The sequence below is a fragment of the Streptomyces gardneri genome (assembly GCF_006539185.1).
Classification (GTDB): Bacteria; Actinomycetota; Actinomycetes; order Streptomycetales; family Streptomycetaceae; genus Streptomyces; species Streptomyces gardneri.
The window spans coordinates 56167-75112 of sequence record NZ_BJMN01000012.1; the positions used below are offsets into that span (position 1 = coordinate 56167).

Sequence of the window (18946 nt, forward strand, 5' to 3'; positions counted from 1 at the left end):
CCAGGGGATGAGGTGAGGACCTCGGCGAGGCTGGTGTGATATGAGCCTCAGTGACCCTCGGAGCACCCGTGCGTGTGGTCCGCGGCTACGGATTTCGTACCTGTCGGACCCGGTCAGACGGTGGGTATCGGCAGCGGGCGCTTCTCCAGCGCGGCGGCCATGATCTCCGGGAACAGGTCGGGGGTGCAGGCGAAGGCGGGGACGCCGAGCGCGGCGAGCGCCGCCGCGTGCTCACGGTCGTAGGCGGGGGCGCCCTCGTCGGAGAGGGCGAGCAGCGCCACGAACTGGACGCCGGAGGCCTTCATCGCCGCGACCCGCTTCAGCATCTCGTCGCGGATGCCCCCCTCGCACAGGTCGCTGATGAGGACGACGACGGTGTCGGCCGGACGGCCGATCCTCGCCTGGCAGTAGGCGAGGGCGCGGTTGATGTCGGTGCCGCCGCCCAGTCGCGTACCGAAGAGGACGTCGACCGGGTCGTCGAGCCGTTCGGTCAGATCGACGACGGCCGTGTCGAAGACGACGAGCCGGGTGGCGATCGACCGCATGGAGGCCAGCACCGCGCCGAAGACGGAGGCGTAGACGACGGAGGCGGCCATGGAGCCGGACTGGTCGATGCAGAGCACGACCTCCTTCCGCACCGCCCGGGACGCCCGCCCGTGGCCGACGAGCCGCTCCGGGACGACCGTGCGGTGCTCGGGCAGGTAGTTCTTGAGGTTGGCGCGGATCGTGCGGTCCCAGTCGATGTCCCGGTGCCGGGGGCGGCTGATCCGGGCCGAGCGGTCGAGGGCGCCGGTGAGCGTGGCCCGGGTGCGGGTGGCGAGGCGCTTCTCCAGGTCGTCGACGACCTTCCGCACGACGGCCCGCGCGGTCTCCCTGGTGGTCTCCGGCATGGCCTTGTCGAGGGAGAGCAGGGTGCCGACGAGATGGACGTCGGCCTCGACGGCCTCCAGCATCTCCGGCTCCAGGAGGAGTGCGGCGAGGCCGAGGCGGTCGATCGCGTCGCGCTGCATGACCTGGACGACGGAGCTGGGGAAGTACGTGCGGATGTCGCCGAGCCAGCGGGCGACGGAGGGCGCGGAGCCGCCGAGCCCGCCCGAGCGGTCCCTGCCCCTGCCGTCGGCACCCCGGGGCGCGCGGCCGTAGAGCTCGGCGAGGGCGCGGTCCATGGCCGCGTCGGTCCCGGTGAGCGCGCGGCCGGTCCCGTCGGCGTCCCCGCCGCCGAGGACCAGCCGCCAGCGGCGCAGCCGCTCGTCGTCCGGTCCCTCCGTGGCGCCGGCGCTCGCACCTGTGCTCGCATCTGAGCTCGTTCCTGCGGTCGTGCCTGCGCTCGTGCCTGCGCTCGTATTCATACGGCGGCCTCCGTTCCGAGGATGAGGTGGAGGAGGGGGAGGACGCCGTCCGCCCGTTCCCGGTCGAGGGCGGTGGCGAAGCCGGGTACGCCCCCGGGCGCCGCGCGGCCCGCCCCGTCGGCCTTCGGGCCGCGCGCGACGAGCTCGCCGAGAGTCCGGCGGACACCCGGCTCGTACCCGGAGAAGGTGCGCCGCAGCAGCGGCAGGACGTCGGTGAACGCCGCCGCCGGTACGGACGTGAGCCAGGTGTCGACCAGGCCGAGCAGCCGCTCGTCGTGGACGAGGAGCAGTCCGCCGCCGGAGGCGCCGCCGGCGAAGCCCTCGATCCAGGCGGCCGCGTCCTGCGGCGGGGCGCCGGGCGAGAGGGCACGGCTCATGAGCGGCCCGGCCTCGTCCTCGCCGATCCGGCCCTCGTCGAGGAGGAGCCGGGTGGCCCGGCCGCGCAGGACGCCGGGCACGCGGTCACGGCCGGCGAGGGCGTGCAGGACACCCGTCCAGCGGTCGGCCGGGCGCGCGGTGTCCGGCAGCAGGGCGAGCGCCTGGTGGACCTCGTCGATCCGGTCGCGCATGGCGGCGGCCGCGTCGGCGTCGAGCCCGGTGCAGGCGGGCGGGAGGCCGACGCAGATCCGCTCGGCGAGCCCGGCGGCGACCTCGGCGAGGGCGGCCGTGTCGGTCCCGCGGACGTCGCCGTAGCGCAGGGAGCGGGCCAGCGCCGGGAGCGCCTGGGCGAGGTGGGTGACGTCGGTATCAAGCGCGGCCCGGTCGGCGAGGGCCCGCATCACGACGGGCAAGGCGTCGGCGAGTCCGGCGAGCAGGCACTGCTCGGCGAGGGCGGTGATGTCGGCGAGGGCGGTCGCGGTCGCGGCCCGGGACTCGGCCTTGGCGGTGGCGGCGGCCTCGACGGTGGTGCCCCAGACTCCCGCCTCGGCCACCTGGACGTGCAGCTCAGGCTCCCAGCCCAGCCGCCAGGTCTCCCGGAAGGTGCCGGTGCCGGCCCGTCCCGGGGCCGGGGTGCCCCAGTCGACGCCGAGCAGCCGCAGCCGGTGCAGCAGCCGGCTGCGGGCGCCGTCCGTGTCCTTGCGGAGGTCGAGGTCGAGCTCGCGCTGCTGCGCCTCGGGCTTGAGCCGCAGCGAACGCTGGAGTCGGCTCAGGTCGCGCTGGAGGGGTACGGCGGGGGCGCCGGCCGGCACCTCGCCGAGGACGTCGCCGACGACGAGGCGGTCGCGGACGAGGTCGAGCGGCACGTCGGAGCCCTCGCACAGGACGGCGCGGACGGCGTCCGTCGTCTCGTCGAGCCCGGGAAGCGGCCGGCCGCGCAGGGCTGCGAGGGTCTCGGCGAGCCGGACGGCCTCGATGACATGGGCGGTGGAGACCTGGTGGTCCTCAGCCCTGAGCAGTCCGGCGACCTTGGCCATCCAGCGCTCGACGGGCCGGTCGGGGGCGGTGAAGAGGTGTCCGTACCAGCCGGGCGCCTCGATGCCCGCGCCGTAGCCGGAGCGCCGGGCGAGCCTCCGGTGGGTCCAGGGGACCCAGGTGAGCTCGGTCTTCACCTTGGGCAGCCCCTTGAGGAGGGCGCGGTCGGCGGCGACGGTGGTCTTCCGGGTGAGGGCGGGGACGTGCCAGGCGCCGCACACGACGGCGACCTCGTCGCCGAACTCCTTGCGGGCGGCGCGCAGCTGGAGCCGCATGTACGCCTCGCGGACCAGGTCACGGAGGTGGCCGCCGTGCCCGTACTCCTCGCGCAGCGCGCCCATGGCCTCGGCGAGGGCCTCGAACGGGGCGATGGGGTCGTCGTCACCGCGCAGTTCGACGACGTCCTCCCACCACTGCTCGGCGTCCTCGTGCCCGGCGATCCTGGCGAGTTCGGCGAGGGGGTCGATCCGGTGCCCGCCGTCGACCTCCTCGCTGTCGTCCCAGGTGGGGTCAGCGGCGGCGAGGGTGTGAGCGGCGGGAAGATCGATGAAGCGGACGGCGGCACCCCGGTCGAGGGCCCAGCGGATCGCGACCCACTCGGGCGAGAACTCGGCCATCGGCCAGAACGCGGCCCGCCCGGGGTCGTCCACGGCATGGGCGAGCAGGGCGACGGGAGGCCGCATGGCCTCGTCCCCGGCCAGAGCGACGAGAGCGTCGGCCTCGGCAGGCCCTTCGACCAGAACGACGGCAGGCTTCTCCACCTCCAACGCGGCCAGCACGGCACGCGCCGACCCGGGCCCGTGATGCCGCACCCCAAGCAACAGGGGCCGACCGCGCCGCCGCGCCGCGGCCGAAGGAGACGTCCTGGGCGCGGCCGCAGGAGACGTCTTGGGCGCGGGCGAAGCCCCGGCCCTGTTGCGGAAGGAGCCCGGAACCGGAGGCCCGGCGGCGGGGCCCGGGGCCGCATCGGCCTCGGCGTCGGTTTCGGGGCGAGCGGGCAGTCGCGTGGCAGTGGGGCCCGGGGCCGCAGGCCCGGTGGCAGGGCCCGAGGCCGCATCGGTCGCGGCAGGGCCCAGGGCCGCAGGCCCGGTCGGGACCGGGCCCCGGTCAGGGTCGGTGCCCGGCGGGCAGGTCGGGCATGGGGCCGTGGTCGCGGGGGTCATGCGCTCACCTCGCGGCAGGCGCGGTAGAAGTCCTTCCAGCCGTCTCTCTCCCTGACCACGGTCTCCAGGTACTCCTGCCAGACGACCCGATCGGCCGCCGGGTCACGGACGACGGCGCCGAGGATGCCGGCGGCGATGTCCCCGGGGCGCAGGACGCCGTCGCCGAAGTGGGCGGCGAGTGCGAGGCCGCCGGTGACGACGGAGATGGCCTCGGCCGTGGAGAGCGTCCCCGAGGGGGACTTGACCTTCGTCCGTCCGTCGGTGGTGACTCCGTCCCGCAGCTCGCGGAAGACGGTGACGACGCGGCGGATCTCGGCCGCGCCGGCCGGCACGGCGGGCAGGTCGAGGGAGCGTCCGATCTGGTCGACGCGCCGGGCGACGATCTCGACCTCGGCGTCGGGCGTCGCGGGCAGCGGCAGGACCACCGTGTTGAAGCGGCGGCGCAGCGCGCTGGAGAGTTCGTTGACGCCGCGGTCGCGGTCGTTGGCCGTGGCGATGAGGTTGAAGCCGGGGACGGCCTGCACCTCCTCGCCGAGCTCCGGGACGGGCAGGGTCTTCTCGGACAGGATCGTGATGAGGCTGTCCTGCACGTCGGCGGGGATGCGGGTGAGCTCCTCGACCCGGGCGGTCGCACCCCGCGACATCGCCCGCATCACCGGGCTCGGCACGAGTGCGTCGCGGCTGGGGCCGTGGGCGAGGAGCCGTGCGTAGTTCCAGCCGTACCGGACGGCTTCCTCGGGCGTGCCCGCGGTGCCCTGGACGAGCAGGGTGGAGTCACCGCTGACGGCGGCGGCCAGGTGCTCGGAGACCCAGGTCTTCGCGGTGCCGGGGACGCCGAGCAGCAGGAGTGCCCGGTCGGTGGCGAGCGTGGTGACGGCGACCTCGACGATGCGGCGCGGTCCGACGTACTTGGGTGTGATCACCGTCCCGTCGGGGAGCGTGCCGCCGAGGAGATAGGTGGCGACGGCCCAGGGCGAGAGGCGCCAGCGGGCGGGCCGCGGCCGGTCGTCGGCGGCGGCGAGTGCGGTGAGTTCGTCGGCGAAGGCGTGCTCGGCGTGCGGCCTCAGGACCTCCGCGGCGGCCTCCGAAGCGGCTGCGGTGGTGACCTCGGGCAGGCCCGGTCCGGTGTCCGTCTCGACACCGGAGCCGGGCTGCGCGACAGTTTCGGGCACGGTCATGGATCCCCCTCCAGATCGCTCGACCTGTTGTGCGATCCACCGTGCACCATCCCACTGACAATCGGTTTCCACCGCTGGTCAGGGGTGCTGCGAGGGGCGGGAGGTGAGGGTGGGTCAGCCCACGACGGGGGAGACGGCGACGCAGCCGCCCGCCATCGCCTGCTCGCCCTCGGCCTCCTTGATGACCTTGCCCTGGTAGATGATCTTGCAGGTGAGGCCGGCCGGGCTGAGCGCCATCGGCATGACGGCCGGCGGCATGATGCCGTGCAGCTTCACGGTCTTCTTCCACGGCAGGGTCGGCTTCTTCTCCGACTCGACCTTCGGCGCCATCGCGGTGCCGTCGCCGGCGTGGTACTCGATGGACTCGACGCCCTTGCCGCCGACCTCGTACGTCACCTCGTAGGGCCCGGTGACGGACTTGTCGACCTGGTCGACGGCCTTCTCGGCCGCCTCCGAGCAGGCGCCGAGGCCGAGGGCGAGCCCTGCGACGACGAGGGCCGAGACGGCGGTGCGGGCGGTGCGCTTCATGAAGGGGGTCCCCCTGGACGGGTGGTGCTGGTCTTCGGTCCCGCGCAGAGAATCTTAAAGGAAGAGTAAAGTCAAATCCTCTTTCCCGAGGTCGGAGGCGTTGTCAGTGCCGGCGTCTACGGTCGTGGACATGAATGCCATGGGGGTGCGCTGGACGGCTGAACAGGTGCTGGCACTGGCTCCTGACGACGCCTCACGCAGAGCGGGGAGCGAACTGGGCACGGCCGGGCCGTGGTCGGGCACGGGCCGCGGCGAGGGGGCCGTCTGGGGCGTGTGCGGCGGCAGCGGCGGGCGGTCGTACGAGACGGCCGTCGACCTCACGGCGCCCGCGTACACCTGCGGTTGCCCCAGCCGGAAGCTCCCGTGCAAGCACGCGCTGGGGCTGCTGCTGCTCCAGGCGTCCGACGTGACGGCGGTGACGGACGACACCCCGCCGGAGTGGGTGGCGCTCTGGCTCGCGAAGCGGCGGGAGGAAGGTGCCGGGAGCGTGACCCGGCCGGCCGGGACCGGCACCTCCGGGACCGTCGCCGATCCCGAGGCCGCGCGCCGCAGGGCCGAGCGCCGGGCGGCCCGGATCACCGCGGGCGCGCAGGAGTTGGAGCAGCGGCTCACCGACCTGCTCCGCGGCGGCCTGGCCACGGCGGAGCAGAGCGGCTACGGCCTCTGGGAGGAGACCGCGGCCCGCATGGTCGACGCCCAGGCGCCGGGGCTCGCGGGCCGGGTCCGGGAGCTGGGCGCGATACCGGGCTCGGGTCCCGGCTGGCCCGTGCGCCTCCTGGAGGAGTGCGCGCTGACCCACCTCCTCGACCGGGCCTGGCTCGCCGCCGACCGGCTGCCCGCCGGCTTCGCCACGACCGTGCGGACCCGGGTCGGTCTCACCGTCCCGGCCGACGGTGTCCCGGTGCGCGACCACTGGCTCGTCCTCGCGCAGTACGACACGGCCGACGCCCGGCTGACCACCCGGCGCGTCTGGCTGCACGGAGTCACGACCGGACGGACGGCGTTCCTCCTCTCCTTCGGCGCGGCCGGCCGGGCACCCGGCCTCGCCCTCCCCGTGGGCGCGCTCCTCGACGGCGAGCTGACGCCGCACGCGGGCGCCGCCCGGCTGCGCGCGGAGCCGGGCGAGCACTTCGTCCCGGTCGACGCCCCCGTCTCCCCGCCGCCGGGCGGGCCGGTGGGCGCGGCTCTCGACGCGTACGGGCGCGCGCTGAGCGAGGACCCGTGGCTGGAGTCCTGGCCCGTGACGCTGCGCCAGGTCGTCCCGGCGCGGGCGGAGTACGGCTGGCAGCTCGCCGACGCGGACGGCCGCGAGGCCCTGCCGCTGACGCCCGCCGCGCAGAACCGGCCCGGGCTCTGGCGTCTCGTCGCGCTCTCCGGCGGAGCTCCGCTGACCGTCTTCGGAGAGTGCGGCCATCGGGGCTTCACCCCGCTCGCCGCCTGGTCGGCGGAGGCCCCGGCCGAGACGGTCCCCCTCATATGACGGCCCGCCACCTCCCCCGACCGCAAGGAGGACCTCGATGAACACGCGCGCGACGACCTCGGCCCCGTACACCGCGAGCTCCGACAGCGGCAGCACCAGCAGCGGCACCGACGACAGCGCTCGTGTCTGGGAGGAGCTCGTCACCTCCGCGCTCCTCGGCACGGACCGCCGGCCACCCACGGTCCTCGCGGGCACGACCGGCGCGGGCACGACGGACGCGGGCACGACCGGCGCCGACCCGGCGGGCGCGGGCACGACCGGAGCGGACCTCGCGGGTGCGCTGCTCGACGCCGCCGTGCTGCACACCGTACGGCGCAGGGCTGGGCTGCGCCCCGGACCCGCCGCTCCCCCGCTCGAACCCGCGCCGGAGGACCCGCGCCGGCCCCTGCCCGAGGCGGCCCGGCGGCGGCTCGACCAGCTCCTCGCCGGGCGGGCCGCACCGTCGCCCGCCGCCGGGAGGCGCGGGGCCGTTCCCGACCTCGCCGAGCTGCTGCCCCAGTGGCTGACCCTCGCCAACGAGCGCGGGTACAAGGCGCCGCCCGCCGCCCTGCCCGCCCTGCTCGACGCGGCCAGGGCCCGCACCGACCTGCGGCCCCAGGCGCTCCGGCTCGCGGGGCCGCGCGGCCTGTGGCTGGCCGGCCTCAACCCCGAGTGGCGGTTCGCGCTGCGGGGCAGGGGCGCGGCCGGCCGGCTCCCGTCCCCCGAGGACGTCCAGGGCGTCAGGGCCCTGTGGGACGAGGGCCTGTTCGCCGAGCGGGTCGCGCTGCTCGCCGCCGTACGGAGCGGAGACGCGGCGGCCGGGCTCGCCCTCCTGGCGTCCACCTGGACCGCCGAGCGGGCGGAGGACCGGCTGATGTTCCTGGACTCGCTGCGGACCGGGCTCTCCGACGCGGACGAGGAGTTCCTGGAGGCCGCCCTCGCCGACCGCAGCCGCAACGTCCGCGCGACCGCCGCCGAACTGCTCGCCGCCCTGCCCGCCTCGGCCTTCGCGGGCCGGATGGCCGGCCGGGCCGCCACCTGCGTCGGTCTCGACCGGACGGCGGAGTCGCCCGTGATCTCCGTCGAGGCCCCGCACGAGTGCGATGCGGCGATGGAGCGCGACGGCGTCGTACCGACCCCGCCGGCGGGGCGGGGAGAGCGCTCCTGGTGGCTGGGCCAGCTCGTCGAGGCCGCCCCCCTCGCCTGCTGGATCGGCCGGTTCGGCGGACGGACCCCGGAGGAGATCGTGGCGCTGCCGGTCGCCGACGACTGGCAGGGAGAACTGCACGCCGCCTGGTGCCGGGCGGCCGTACGGCAGCGGGACGCGTCCTGGTCGCGCGCGCTGCTCGGCGCCCCCGCCGTGCCGCCCGCGACGGGCCCCGGGACCTCGTCGCTGGCCGAGCGGGCGCAGCTCCTCGCGACGCTCCCGGCGGACGAGCGGGCGCACTGGGTCGCCGCCTTCGTCGCCGCCCACGGCCTGTCGGAGGCGTTCCAGCTGCTCGGCGTCTGCGCCGTGCCCTGGGCCGAGCCGCTGGGCGCCGCCGTGATCGACGCCCTGGACATCGCCCGGGACGCGGGCAGTTACCCGTGGAGCTTCAGCGGGGTGATGGGCCTCGCCGAGCGCTGTCTCGCCCCGGAGGCGGCGCGGCACCTGGACTCCCTGACGGCCCTGCCCGACGAGGAGGAGGACACGGCGCCCGGTGCGGGCGGCTACTGGTCCGAGGCCTTCCAGCGCCTGGTCGCCACGCTCCGGCTGCGCGCTGCGATGCGCGCCGAGCTCGATGGCGGTCCCCGGCCCGCCGGGGCCACCGTCTGACGGGACGGCACACGGCGAAGGGCCCTCCCCGAAGGGGAGGGCCCTGGCAAAGCTAGGCACCCGAAAGTGCAAGGGTGTACGAAGGGTCAGGCCGCCACGCGGACGTTCGCGTTCACCCATTCGACGATGGACGCGGTCGTCGCGCCCGGCGTGAAGATTGCCGCCACGCCCTTCTCCTTGAGCGGTGCGATGTCCGCGTCCGGGATGATGCCACCGCCGAAGACCTTGATGTCCTCCGCGTCACGGTCCTTCAGCAGCTCCAGGACCTTCACGAAGAGCGTGTTGTGCGCGCCCGAGAGGATGGAGAGACCGATCGCGTCGGCGTCCTCCTGGATCGCGGTGTCGACGATCTGCTCGGGTGTCTGGTGGAGACCGGTGTAGATGACCTCCATACCGGCGTCGCGCAGCGCCCGCGCGATCACCTTGGCCCCGCGATCGTGGCCGTCGAGGCCCGGCTTGGCGACCACCACGCGGATCGGACCGGTCACACCCATCACTGCCTCCACATGCGACCCCCGCGCTTGATTGCCGGGGCGGTGAACGAACGTTATCTCCAGCATCCCGCAAGCAGCCGTTTCGCGGTGGCGAGGGAGGGGGAAATCACACGTGGGACATGTTCGCTCTGCGCCGTTCCCCGCTTAGGGCCCTCCTCCTGGGCCCACCAGCCGCAAGCGGGGCCCGGTCGCAAGGGAGCCGCGAGGAGGTCGCCGTACCTCCGCGCCGCCGTCCGTGCGGCGCGGAGGTACGGCGTACCTCCGTATCGTCCGGCCCCGCGTGCCGCTCGGGAGGTCGGCGATGGAGCTCTCCAAGGTCACCGCCCTGATGAAGGCCACCGCCCTGGAGCTCGCGATCCTCACCGGGCATCTCGTCCTCTATCCCTCAGGGATCGTGGCCGAGCGCCTCTCCCCCTCCTCCCCCACCACCGGCCGCGCCGCCGGCCCCGACGCCGATCCCTCCACGGATCCCGCTGGCGGCTCCACCACCGGCCCCTCCGCCGGCGCCGACGCGACGATCACCCCGGGCGTGCGCCCGGTCGTCCTGCTGCACGGCTTCGTCGACAACCGCTCCGTCTTCGTCCTGCTCCGCCGTGTCCTCAACCGGCACGGCCGTGACTGCGTCGAGTCGCTCAACTACTCGCCGCTCACCTGCGACCTGCGAAGCGCCGCCGAGCTGCTCGGGCGGCGGGTGGAGGAGATCCGTGCCCGCACGGGACACGCCGAGGTCGACATCGTCGGGCACAGCCTGGGCGGGCTCATCGCCCGTTATTACGTACAGCGCCTGGGCGGTGACACCCGGGTGCGCACCCTGGTCATGCTCGGCACCCCGCACTCCGGCACCAGGGTGGCGCCGCTCGCCGACGCGCATCCGCTGGTGCGGCAGATGCGCCCCGGTTCGGCGGTCCTGCGGGAGCTGGCCGACCCGGCGCCCGGCTGTCGGACGCGGTTCGTGAGCTTCTGGAGCGATCTGGACCAGGTGATGGTGCCGGTCGAGACCGCGCGCCTCGACCACCCCGACCTCCTCGTGCACAACATCCGGGTCAGCGGCATCGGCCATCTCGCACTGCCCGTCCACCCGACGGTGGCCGCCGGGGTGCTCGGCGCCCTGGACGCCGGCGGACCGGTGACCCGGGGCACTCACGAGGGGGAGACGGGCGCCGCCTCCGTCGCCTGACGTCTTCTCGCCACGCCCTGTTCTTCGAACGTTCCTCGAACACAAGGCCAAAGCTCTCTCCATGAGCTGGCGAAACACGTCCGATTGCCCGTTTCCTGTGTGGCCAAACCCTTCCGAAGATTGTCGGGTGCGCATACCGCCGGGTACAGTCGCGCCACTGCTTCCCCCGGGACCCCCCTCATCGGGACGGCCCGGGAATGGTCCTGCTGCCGAGGCGAGAGAGACGTTGGTGAACGACCAGCACCCCCACGCCGGGTACGTCGGAGACGACGCCCACACCACAGGCAGCTTCGCCGTCGATCCGCTGTTCGGCGCCTACCCCGCGGGTCAGGCCGACCACAGCGGCCAGTGGGATCTCGGCCAGTACGGCATGACCGGTCAGTACGACACCACCGGTCAGCAGCAGTACGACACGACCGGCCAGTGGCACACCACCGGCCAGTGGGACACGACGGGCCAGTGGCAGGCCGCCGACCAGTACGGCAGCGCCGCCGCGCACACCCCCTACGACACCAGCGGGCAGCAGCAGTACGACACCACCGGCCAGTGGGACGCCTCCGCCTGGACCGACGCCCAGCAGACCGGCCAGTACGAGACCGTGCACGCCGCTTATGCCGCCCAGGGCACTGGGGGTACCTCCCATGCCGGAGGCTATGGGGGAGGCTACGAGGCCTACGACGCCACCGGCCAGTGGGCCGCCCCCGCCTTCGCGACCGAGACCGGCGCCTACGACGCGACCGCCTGGAACCAGGCGGCCCCCGAGGCCGAACCGGTCGTCCCCCAGCAGTACACCCCGCAGCCGGAGCACACCGCCGAGTTCGCCTTCGACTACGCCCAGGCGCAAGGCGCGGAGGCGGAGGCCGAATACGCCTACGCCGACGAGCTCGTGGACGTCCTCGACGACATGGCCCACGGCCGCGACGAGGGCCTCACCCACGACGGACACGCCGCCGAGCCCACGGACGAGTTCTCGACCGAGCCCACGGACGAGTTCTCCGACGAACCCACCGTCGAGCCGGTCGCCGACCCCTACGTCGAGCTCCGCACGGAGACCCCGCTCGCGGGCCGCCCCGTGCGCCGCGGCGCGGGCAGCAGCCGAGGCCGCCGCCGTACGCCCGCCAAGCGGTCCGCCCTGCTGACCGTCGCCGTCCCCTCCGCCTGCGTCATGGGCGTCGCCGGCATCGCCGCCGCCTCCGTCAGCGGGCTCACCAACCCCACCGACGACGGCGGAAAGAAGGACACCACCGCCCTCGCCGCGGCCGACCCCGGCTCCGTCAAGCAGGTCGCCGCCAACAGCGCGCTGGACACCCAGCTCGCCGCGCTCAGCGAGGACGCCCGCGACTTCGGCGACCGCGCGAGCCGCACCCAGGAGCGCATCGACCTCCGGCAGCGCCAGGAAGCCGAGAAGAAGAAGCGCGAGGAGGAAGCGGCCCGCAAGGAGGCGCTGCGCCCCAAGTTCAGCCTGCCGGTGGAGCTCCACCGGCTCAGCGCGCGCTTCGGCCAGTCCGGCGTCAACTGGATGTCCGTGCACACCGGCATCGACTTCCCCGTGCAGACCGGCACGCCCGTGATGGCCGCGACCGACGGCACGGTCCGCACCCAGATCAACAGCGCCTACGGCAACATGGTCATCGTGACCGCCCCGGACGGCACCGAGACCTGGTACTGCCACCTCAGCAGCGCCAGGTACCGCTCCGGCACGGTCAAGGCCGGCGACGTCATCGCGTACTCCGGCGACACCGGCAACTCCACCGGCCCCCACCTCCACTTCGAGGTCCGGCCGGGCGGCGGCTACGCCATCGACCCGCTGGCCTGGCTGCGCAGCCACGGTCTCGACCCGACGAGCTGACCTTCACCCGCTGACAGACGTACGAGAGAGGGCCCCGGCCGAAGCCGGGGCCCTCTCTCGTACGCAAGCGCTACAGCTTCTCGACCGGCGCGTACCGCAGGAGCAGTCGCTTCGGCTTCTCGTCGCCGAAGTCGATCGTCGCCTGGGCGTCCGCGCCGACCCCCGTCACCGCCGTGACCGTGCCAAGACCGAACTGGTCGTGCGTGACGCGGTCGCCGATCGTGAGCGTGATGACCGGCTTGTCGCCGGCGCGCCGGGTGGCGAAGCCCGAGGGGCCGGACCGCGCCCGGGAGGAGGAGAGCGAGGAGGTGATGCCCGAGGTCGGCCCGGCGGGCTTCGCCATCGGACCGGTCCGCTTCCACTCCAGGTACGCGGGCGGGATCTCCTCCAGGAAGCGCGAGGCCGGGTTGTACGAGGGCTGGCCCCAGGCGCTGCGCATCGACGAGCGCGTGAGGTAGAGCCGCTTGCGGGCACGCGTGATGCCGACGTACGCGAGGCGTCGCTCCTCCTCCAGCTCCTTGGCCTGGCCGAGGGCGCGCATGTGCGGGAAGACGCCGTCCTCCATGCCGGTGAGGAACACGACCGGGAACTCCAGGCCCTTGGCGGTGTGCAGGGTCATCAGCGTGATGACGCCCCGGCCCTCCTCGTCCTCGTCCGGGATCTGGTCCGAGTCGGCGACGAGGGCGACCTTCTCCAGGAACTCGGCGAGGGTCGCGGGCTCCTCGCCGCGCTCCTGCTCGAACTCGAGGGCGACGGCGGCGAGTTCCTGGAGGTTCTCGATCCGGGTCTCGTCCTGCGGGTCGGTCGAGGCCTGGAGCTCGGCCAGGTAGCCCGTGCGCTCCAGGACGGCCTCCAGGACGACGGCGGGGCCGGCGCCGGACTCGACGACGGTGCGCAGCTCGTCCATGAGCGCGTTGAAGCGCTTCACGGCGTTCGCGGAGCGCGCGGCCATGCCGTACGCCTCGTCGACCCGCTTGAGGGCCTGCGGGAAGGTGATCTTCTCGCGCAGGGAGAGGGCGTCGATCATCGCCTCGGCGCGCTCGCCGATGCCCCGCTTCGGGACGTTGAGGATGCGGCGCAGCGGGACGTTGTCCTCGGGGTTGGCGAGGACGCGGAGGTACGCGAGGACGTCCCTGACCTCCTTGCGCTCGTAGAAGCGCACGCCGCCGACGACCTTGTAGGGCAGTCCGACGCGGATGAAGATCTCTTCGAAGACACGGGACTGGGCGTTGGTCCGGTAGAAGACGGCGACGTCGCCCGCCTTGGCCTCGCCGGTGTCCGTGAGCCGGTCGATCTCGTCGGCGACGAACTGCGCCTCGTCGTGCTCGGTGTCGGCGACGTAGCCGGTGATCTGCGCGCCCGCGCCCGCGTTGGTCCAGAGGTTCTTGGGGCGGCGGGACTCGTTGCGCTCGATGACGGCGTTCGCGGCGGAGAGGATCGTCTGCGTGGAGCGGTAGTTCTGCTCCAGGAGGATCGTCGTCGCGTCCGGGTAGTCCTCCTCGAACTGGAGGATGTTGCGGATGGTCGCGCCGCGGAAGGCGTAGATCGACTGGTCGGCGTCGCCGACGACGCACAGCTCGGCCGGGCCGAGGTCCTCGTAGCCGGTGCCGACGAGCTCCCGCACGAGGGTGTACTGGGCGTGGTTGGTGTCCTGGTACTCGTCGACGAGGACGTGGCGGAAGCGGCGGCGGTAGTGCTCGGCGACGTCGGGGAAGGCCTGGAGCAGGTGGACCGTCGTCATGATGATGTCGTCGAAGTCCAGGGCGTTGGCCTCGCGCAGCCGCGCCTGGTACATCCGGTACGCCTCGGCGAGCGTCTTCTCGAAGCCGTCGGCCGCCTGGTCGGCGAAGGCCTCCTCGTCGATCAGCTCGTTCTTGAGGTTCGAGATCTTGGCGCTGAAGGACTTCGGCGGAAACTTCTTCGGGTCGAGGTCCAGGTCGCGGCAGACCAGGGACATCAGCCGCTTGGAGTCGGCGGCGTCGTAGATCGAGAAGGAGGAGGTGAAGCCGAGGCGCTTCGACTCGCGGCGCAGGATGCGGACGCACGCGCTGTGGAAGGTCATGACCCACATCGCGTTGGCGCGCGGGCCGACGAGCTGCTCGACGCGCTCCTTCATCTCGCCGGCGGCCTTGTTGGTGAAGGTGATCGCCAGTATCTGGCCGGGGTGGACGTGCCGCGTGCCCAGGAGGTGGGCGATGCGGTGGGTCAGCACCCGGGTCTTGCCGGAGCCGGCGCCGGCGACGATGAGCAGCGGGGTGTCCGTGTGGACGACGGCGGCGCGCTGCTGTTCGTTCAGCCCGTCCAGGAGCGCGGCGGGGTCGACGACGGGGCGCGCCGCGCCGTCGCGGTAGTACTCGTCCCTGGGCGGGGGCGCGTCGAAGTGCTCCCCGAAGAGGTCGTGCGGGACCTCCTCCGGGGCCGGGGCGCCGTGCTCGTGGTCCTCGGGCGGGGGCGGGGCCTCCCCCGAGGAGTGGTTCTGGAGGCCGGCCAGGAAGCTGTCGTCAAAGAGGCTGCTCATCGCCTCACGAGTCTAGGACGCCCCACCGACATCCGGACCCGCCTTCGGGAGCCGCCTTCGTCACCCGGCTGCGGAACCGGTCACACCGCGGGGTCGGGGCCTCACGTCCGGAGGGTCCGGAGCTCGGGTCCGTAGCGTCCGGGGCTCAGGTCCAGAGGGTGGCGATGAAGATGTTCGCCGTGGTCAGGGCGCCGACGGCGGCGAAGAGGCCCTTGTCGACCTTCTCCTCGTCCCGCTTGACGTAGACCAGGCCGAGGACGACGACGAGCACGGCCAGCTTGATGCCGATCTTGACGTTGTTCACGGTCTGGTCGTCGGCCTGGTTGAGGCCGACGAGCGCGACGCCCGTGATCAGCATGACCAGCGCGCCGTGCAGCATCGCGGGGGTGAAGCGGGCCGTACCGGCGCCCATCGCCTTCATCTGGGTGAGGAATCCGCCCAGGAGGGAGGCGATACCGATGATGTGCAGGGCGACGAAGACATTGATGAGGACGTCCATGCAGCGGAGCCTAACCGGGGCCTTAGCACCGTCCTTCGGCCGGGTCCACTCCCTCCGGCGCTTCGGTCGGTCGTCCGCCTCAATGTCCCCCGGCCCGTCACCCCGGACGAACGAGTTCGGTCCATGTCCGTCACCTGACGCCAATAGCGGTCAACTGACCGCCGGGGCGTGACCCCCAGGTTTAGCGTCTTCCAGCAGGTGGCCGGCTCCCACCACCGCCGGTCACCCGGCGGCTGCCGGTCATCCCCGCCAGGAAAACCCGGCGGCGGTCCGTCTCCCCTGTGCGGCCCGCCGTCGGCCCTGCGGGCACCGTCCCCCCGCAGGGAAGAGGATGTGACCCGCCCTCGTGGCAGCGCACCGAAAACCCAGGCAGTCCCCGCTCGGCGGTCCCGCGGTCCGCACCGCCGCCACCCTCGCTCTCGCCTCCGCGGCGACCGCGACGCTCTTCGAGGGATCCGGGCACGCGGACCCCGGGCTCACCACCGCCCAGGTCAAGGCGAAGGTCGACCGGCTCTACCACGAGGCCGAGGTCGCGACGGAGAAGTACAACGGGGCGAAGGAGCGGGCCGACGCCTCCCGGGCTGCGTTCGACCGGCTGCGCGACGAGGCCGCCCGCAGGGCCGAGCGGCTCAACACCGCCCGGGACGGGCTCGGGTCCATGGCCACCGCGCAGTACCGCTCGGGCGGGCTCGACCCCGCCGTGCAGCTCGCCCTCACCTCCGACCCCGACGAGTACCTGGAGCGGGCCGCACTCGCGGAGAAGGCCGCGGACCGGCAGGCGGTGGCCGTCACCGCCGTGCGGCGCGAGCTCGGCGCGCTCCGGCAGCTGCGCGGCGAGTCCGCGGGACGGCTGACCGCGCTGCGGGGGCACGAGGAGGAGTTGCGCCGGCAGAAGGCCGCCGTCCTCGACAAGCTGGCGGCGGCCAGGAAGCTGCTGGCCCGGCTGACCGCGGAGGAGCGCGCCCGGTACGACGCCGCGGTCGCGGCCCGGGACAGCGTCCGCGCCCCGGGAGGCGGCGGTGCGGGCACGACGGGCGGTACGGCCACGGCCGCCGATGCGATCACCGACCCGGCCGCGACGCGCGCCGACCGCTCCTCGGGCGGCGAGCGCGGCCCCGTGACCGCCCTGAACCCCCGGGCCGCCGAGGCCGTCTCCTTCGCCCGCGCACAGCTCGGCAAGCCGTACGTCTGGGGGGCGACGGGCCCGTCCGCGTACGACTGCTCGGGCCTCACCCAGGCCGCCTGGCGCGCGGCCGGCGTCTCCCTCCCCCGCACGACGTACACCCAGATCAACGCCGGGCAGCGCGTCTCCCGCTCCCAGCTCGCCCCCGGTGACCTGATCTTCTTCTACTCCGGGATCAGCCACGTCGGGCTGTACATCGGCGGCGGCCAGATGATCCACGCCCCCCGCCCCGGCGCCCCGGTGCGGGTCGCCCCGATCGACGAGATGCCCTTCGCCGGAGCGACCCGGGTGGGGTGACCGGGCCCGATCGTGCGGGGCTCAGACCAGGCGGCGGGCGGTAGCCCAGCGGGTGAGCTCGTGGCGGTTGGAGAGCTGGAGCTTCCGCAGCACCGCCGAGACGTGCGACTCGACCGTCTTCACCGAGATGTAGAGCTGCTTGGCGATCTCCTTGTACGCGTATCCACGGGCGATCAGTCGCAGCACCTCCCGCTCCCGCTGGGTGAGCCGGTCCATGTCCTCGTCCACCGGCGGCGCGTCCGTCGAGGCGAAGGCGTCCAGGACGAACCCGGCGAGCCGGGGGGAGAAGACGGCGTCGCCCTCCTGGACACGGAAGATCGAGTCGACCAGGTCGGTGCCGGTGATCGTCTTCGTGACGTAGCCGCGGGCACCGCCCCGGATCACCCCGATGACGTCCTCGGCCGCGTCCGAGACGGACAGCGCCAGGAAGCGGACCGGGTCCTCGGCGGCCCCCATGAGGCTCGCGCAGCGGCGCAGCACCTCGACGCCGCCACCGCCCGGCAGGTGCACGTCGAGGAGGACGACCTCGGGTCGGGTCGCGGTGATGACCGTGACCGCCTGGTCGACGTCGGCGGCCTCGCCGACCACCTCGACCCCGGTGATCTCGGTCCGGCCGATCTCCGCCTGCACTCCCGTACGGAACATGCGGTGGTCGTCGACGAGCACGACCCGCACCCGGCGTTCCGTGCCCGGTGCCGTCGCCCCCGCCTCGGTCCCGCCCGCTGCCCCGGTCTCGTCGCTCATCCGTCCGCCCTCTCCATCTCAAGCTCCACTTCGGTGCCCCCGCCCGGCACGGACCGCAGCCGGGCCGAACCGCCGTTGCGCTGCATACGACCGATGATCGATTCTCGTACGCCCATCCGGTCCTCCGGTACCGCGTCCAGGTCGAAGCCGGGACCGCGGTCCCGCACCGAGACGAAGACCATGCGGCCCTCCACCTCGGCGAAAACCTGCACCGCCCCGCCCTCGCCACCGTACTTGGCGGCGTTCACCATCGCCTCGCGTGCGGCCTGCATCTGTGCGGTCAGTTTCTCGTCGAGCGGGCAGTCGCCGACGACGACGACCTCCAGCGGGACTCCGTGCTTGTCCTCGACCTCGGCCGCGGCCTTCTTCACCGCCTCCGCGAGGGTCGCGGGCTCCTCCTCGTCCCGGCCGGTGCCCTCGGGCTTGTAGAGCCAGTTCCGCAGCTCCCGCTCCTGCGCGCGGGCGAGACGACGCACCTCCCCCGGTTCGTCGGCGTTGCGCTGGATCAGAGTGAGGGTGTGGAGCACCGAGTCGTGGACGTGTGCCGCGACCTCGGCGCGCTCCTGCGCGCGGATGCGCATGGTCCGCTCCTCCGTCAGGTCCTGCGACATCCGGACCAGCCAGGGGCCCGCGAGCAGCGCTATGCCGGTGAGGACCGCGACGGCGGCGGTGAGGGCCGTCCCCAGCTGGGCTATGGAGCCGCGGACCACCAGGAAGACCGCGAGGCCCGTGCCCACGAGGGCGACGCCGACGAGTCCGCGGACGAGCTGGAGGGTGCGTCTGCGCCGGCCGGACTCGGTCCAGCTGGCGCGGCGGGCGTTGTCCGCCTGGCGCCAGACCAGGACGACGCCGACCGCTATGAGGAGGAGCGGCCATATGTACCGCCCGGACTCGTTGTCGACGTTGACCTTCCCGATGAGGGCCACGGTGCCGATCACGAGCGCGATCAGGGCGAAGACCTGGCCCTTGTCGGGCTTGCGGAGCCGGCGACGACCGTCCGGGGTGATCTCGAAGACGGGGCGGGGAGCGGCCCGGCCGCCGACGCCGAGCGGGACGACTATCCAGAAGACCGCGTAGAGCAGGACGCCGAGGCCGTCCGTGAAGAACAGCGCCACGAACAGCGCGCGCACCCAGACGACCGGCAGTCCGAGGTGGCCGGCGAGGCCGCGCGCGACACCGCCGAGCCACCGCCCGTCGGCGCTCCGGTAGAGCCTGCGCACGGGTGGTTCGTCGGTCTCGGTGACACGAGCGGCTGCGGACATGCACCGATCGTCACACG

The 18946-nt window shown here is 73.6% G+C and carries 14 protein-coding genes; 5 read left to right on the plus strand and 9 right to left on the minus strand.

What is annotated here, in order from left to right:
- Positions 1-113: 113 nt before the first annotated feature.
- The 4 genes from SGA01_RS10015 to SGA01_RS10030 all read right to left on the minus strand — a co-directional run bounded on the left by SGA01_RS10015 (position 114) and on the right by SGA01_RS10030 (position 5631).
- Positions 114-1349 (minus strand): VWA domain-containing protein, encoded by a 1236-nt coding sequence (locus tag SGA01_RS10015; RefSeq protein WP_141295498.1) that lies wholly within the window; start codon positions 1347-1349, stop codon positions 114-116.
- Positions 1346-3541 (minus strand): DUF5682 family protein, encoded by a 2196-nt coding sequence (locus SGA01_RS10020; protein WP_229918322.1) that lies wholly within the window; start codon positions 3539-3541, stop codon positions 1346-1348. The genes SGA01_RS10015 and SGA01_RS10020 overlap by 4 nt, the downstream gene beginning before the upstream one ends.
- A 380-nt stretch (positions 3542-3921) precedes the next feature.
- Positions 3922-5103, minus strand: coding sequence for an ATP-binding protein (locus SGA01_RS10025; protein WP_141295501.1), 1182 nt, complete (start codon positions 5101-5103; stop codon positions 3922-3924).
- 114 nt (positions 5104-5217) lie between these two features.
- Positions 5218-5631, minus strand: coding sequence for an MmpS family transport accessory protein (locus SGA01_RS10030; RefSeq protein ID WP_141295504.1), 414 nt, complete (start codon positions 5629-5631; stop codon positions 5218-5220).
- A 130-nt stretch (positions 5632-5761) separates the two neighbouring features.
- Here SGA01_RS10030 and SGA01_RS10035 point away from each other — a divergent pair, with 130 nt between their 5' ends.
- The gene (locus tag SGA01_RS10035; protein WP_174867247.1) at positions 5762-7111 is read left to right on the plus strand and encodes an SWIM zinc finger family protein; all 1350 of its coding nucleotides are present in this window, start codon (positions 5762-5764) and stop codon (positions 7109-7111) included.
- Between the two features lie 37 nt (positions 7112-7148).
- Positions 7149-8906: a DUF5691 domain-containing protein gene (locus SGA01_RS10040; RefSeq protein WP_141295507.1), complete on the plus strand. Its 1758-nt coding sequence runs from the start codon at positions 7149-7151 to the stop codon at positions 8904-8906.
- An 86-nt stretch (positions 8907-8992) separates the two neighbouring features.
- Here SGA01_RS10040 and icmB read toward each other — a convergent pair whose 3' ends face one another.
- Entirely contained in the window at positions 8993-9400 is a 408-nt protein-coding gene (gene icmB, locus SGA01_RS10045; protein WP_141295510.1) for a coenzyme B12-dependent isobutyryl CoA mutase small subunit, read from the minus strand.
- Positions 9401-9701: 301 nt separating this feature from the next.
- Here icmB and SGA01_RS10050 point away from each other — a divergent pair, with 301 nt between their 5' ends.
- Positions 9702-10577 carry an esterase/lipase family protein gene (locus SGA01_RS10050; RefSeq protein WP_141295513.1) on the plus strand — a complete coding sequence of 292 codons (876 nt, stop codon included), beginning with the start codon at positions 9702-9704 and terminating at the stop codon, positions 10575-10577.
- Positions 10578-10803: 226 nt separating this feature from the next.
- Positions 10804-12426: a M23 family metallopeptidase gene (locus SGA01_RS10055; protein ID WP_443098359.1), complete on the plus strand. Its 1623-nt coding sequence runs from the start codon at positions 10804-10806 to the stop codon at positions 12424-12426.
- Positions 12427-12496: 70 nt separating this feature from the next.
- On the opposite strand, the gene pcrA is transcribed toward SGA01_RS10055, so the two are convergent.
- Complete coding sequence (gene pcrA / locus SGA01_RS10060) at positions 12497-14944, minus strand: DNA helicase PcrA (protein WP_141295519.1); 2448 nt, start codon at positions 14942-14944, stop codon at positions 12497-12499.
- Between the two features lie 145 nt (positions 14945-15089).
- Positions 15090-15443: a hypothetical protein gene (locus SGA01_RS10065; RefSeq protein ID WP_141295522.1), complete on the minus strand. Its 354-nt coding sequence runs from the start codon at positions 15441-15443 to the stop codon at positions 15090-15092.
- Positions 15444-15789: 346 nt separating this feature from the next.
- On the opposite strand from SGA01_RS10065, the gene SGA01_RS10070 reads away from it, so the two are divergent.
- The gene (locus SGA01_RS10070; protein WP_141295527.1) at positions 15790-16923 is read left to right on the plus strand and encodes a C40 family peptidase; all 1134 of its coding nucleotides are present in this window, start codon (positions 15790-15792) and stop codon (positions 16921-16923) included.
- Positions 16924-16944: 21 nt separating this feature from the next.
- Here the strand turns inward: SGA01_RS10070 and SGA01_RS10075 are convergent, their stop codons facing one another.
- A complete protein-coding gene (locus SGA01_RS10075) occupies positions 16945-17667 on the minus strand; it encodes a LuxR C-terminal-related transcriptional regulator (protein ID WP_141295530.1) in 723 nt (240 codons plus the stop codon).
- Complete coding sequence (locus tag SGA01_RS10080; protein ID WP_141295533.1) at positions 17664-18929, minus strand: ATP-binding protein; 1266 nt, start codon at positions 18927-18929, stop codon at positions 17664-17666. The genes SGA01_RS10075 and SGA01_RS10080 overlap by 4 nt, the downstream gene beginning before the upstream one ends.
- Between the last annotated feature and the right edge of the window lie 17 nt (positions 18930-18946).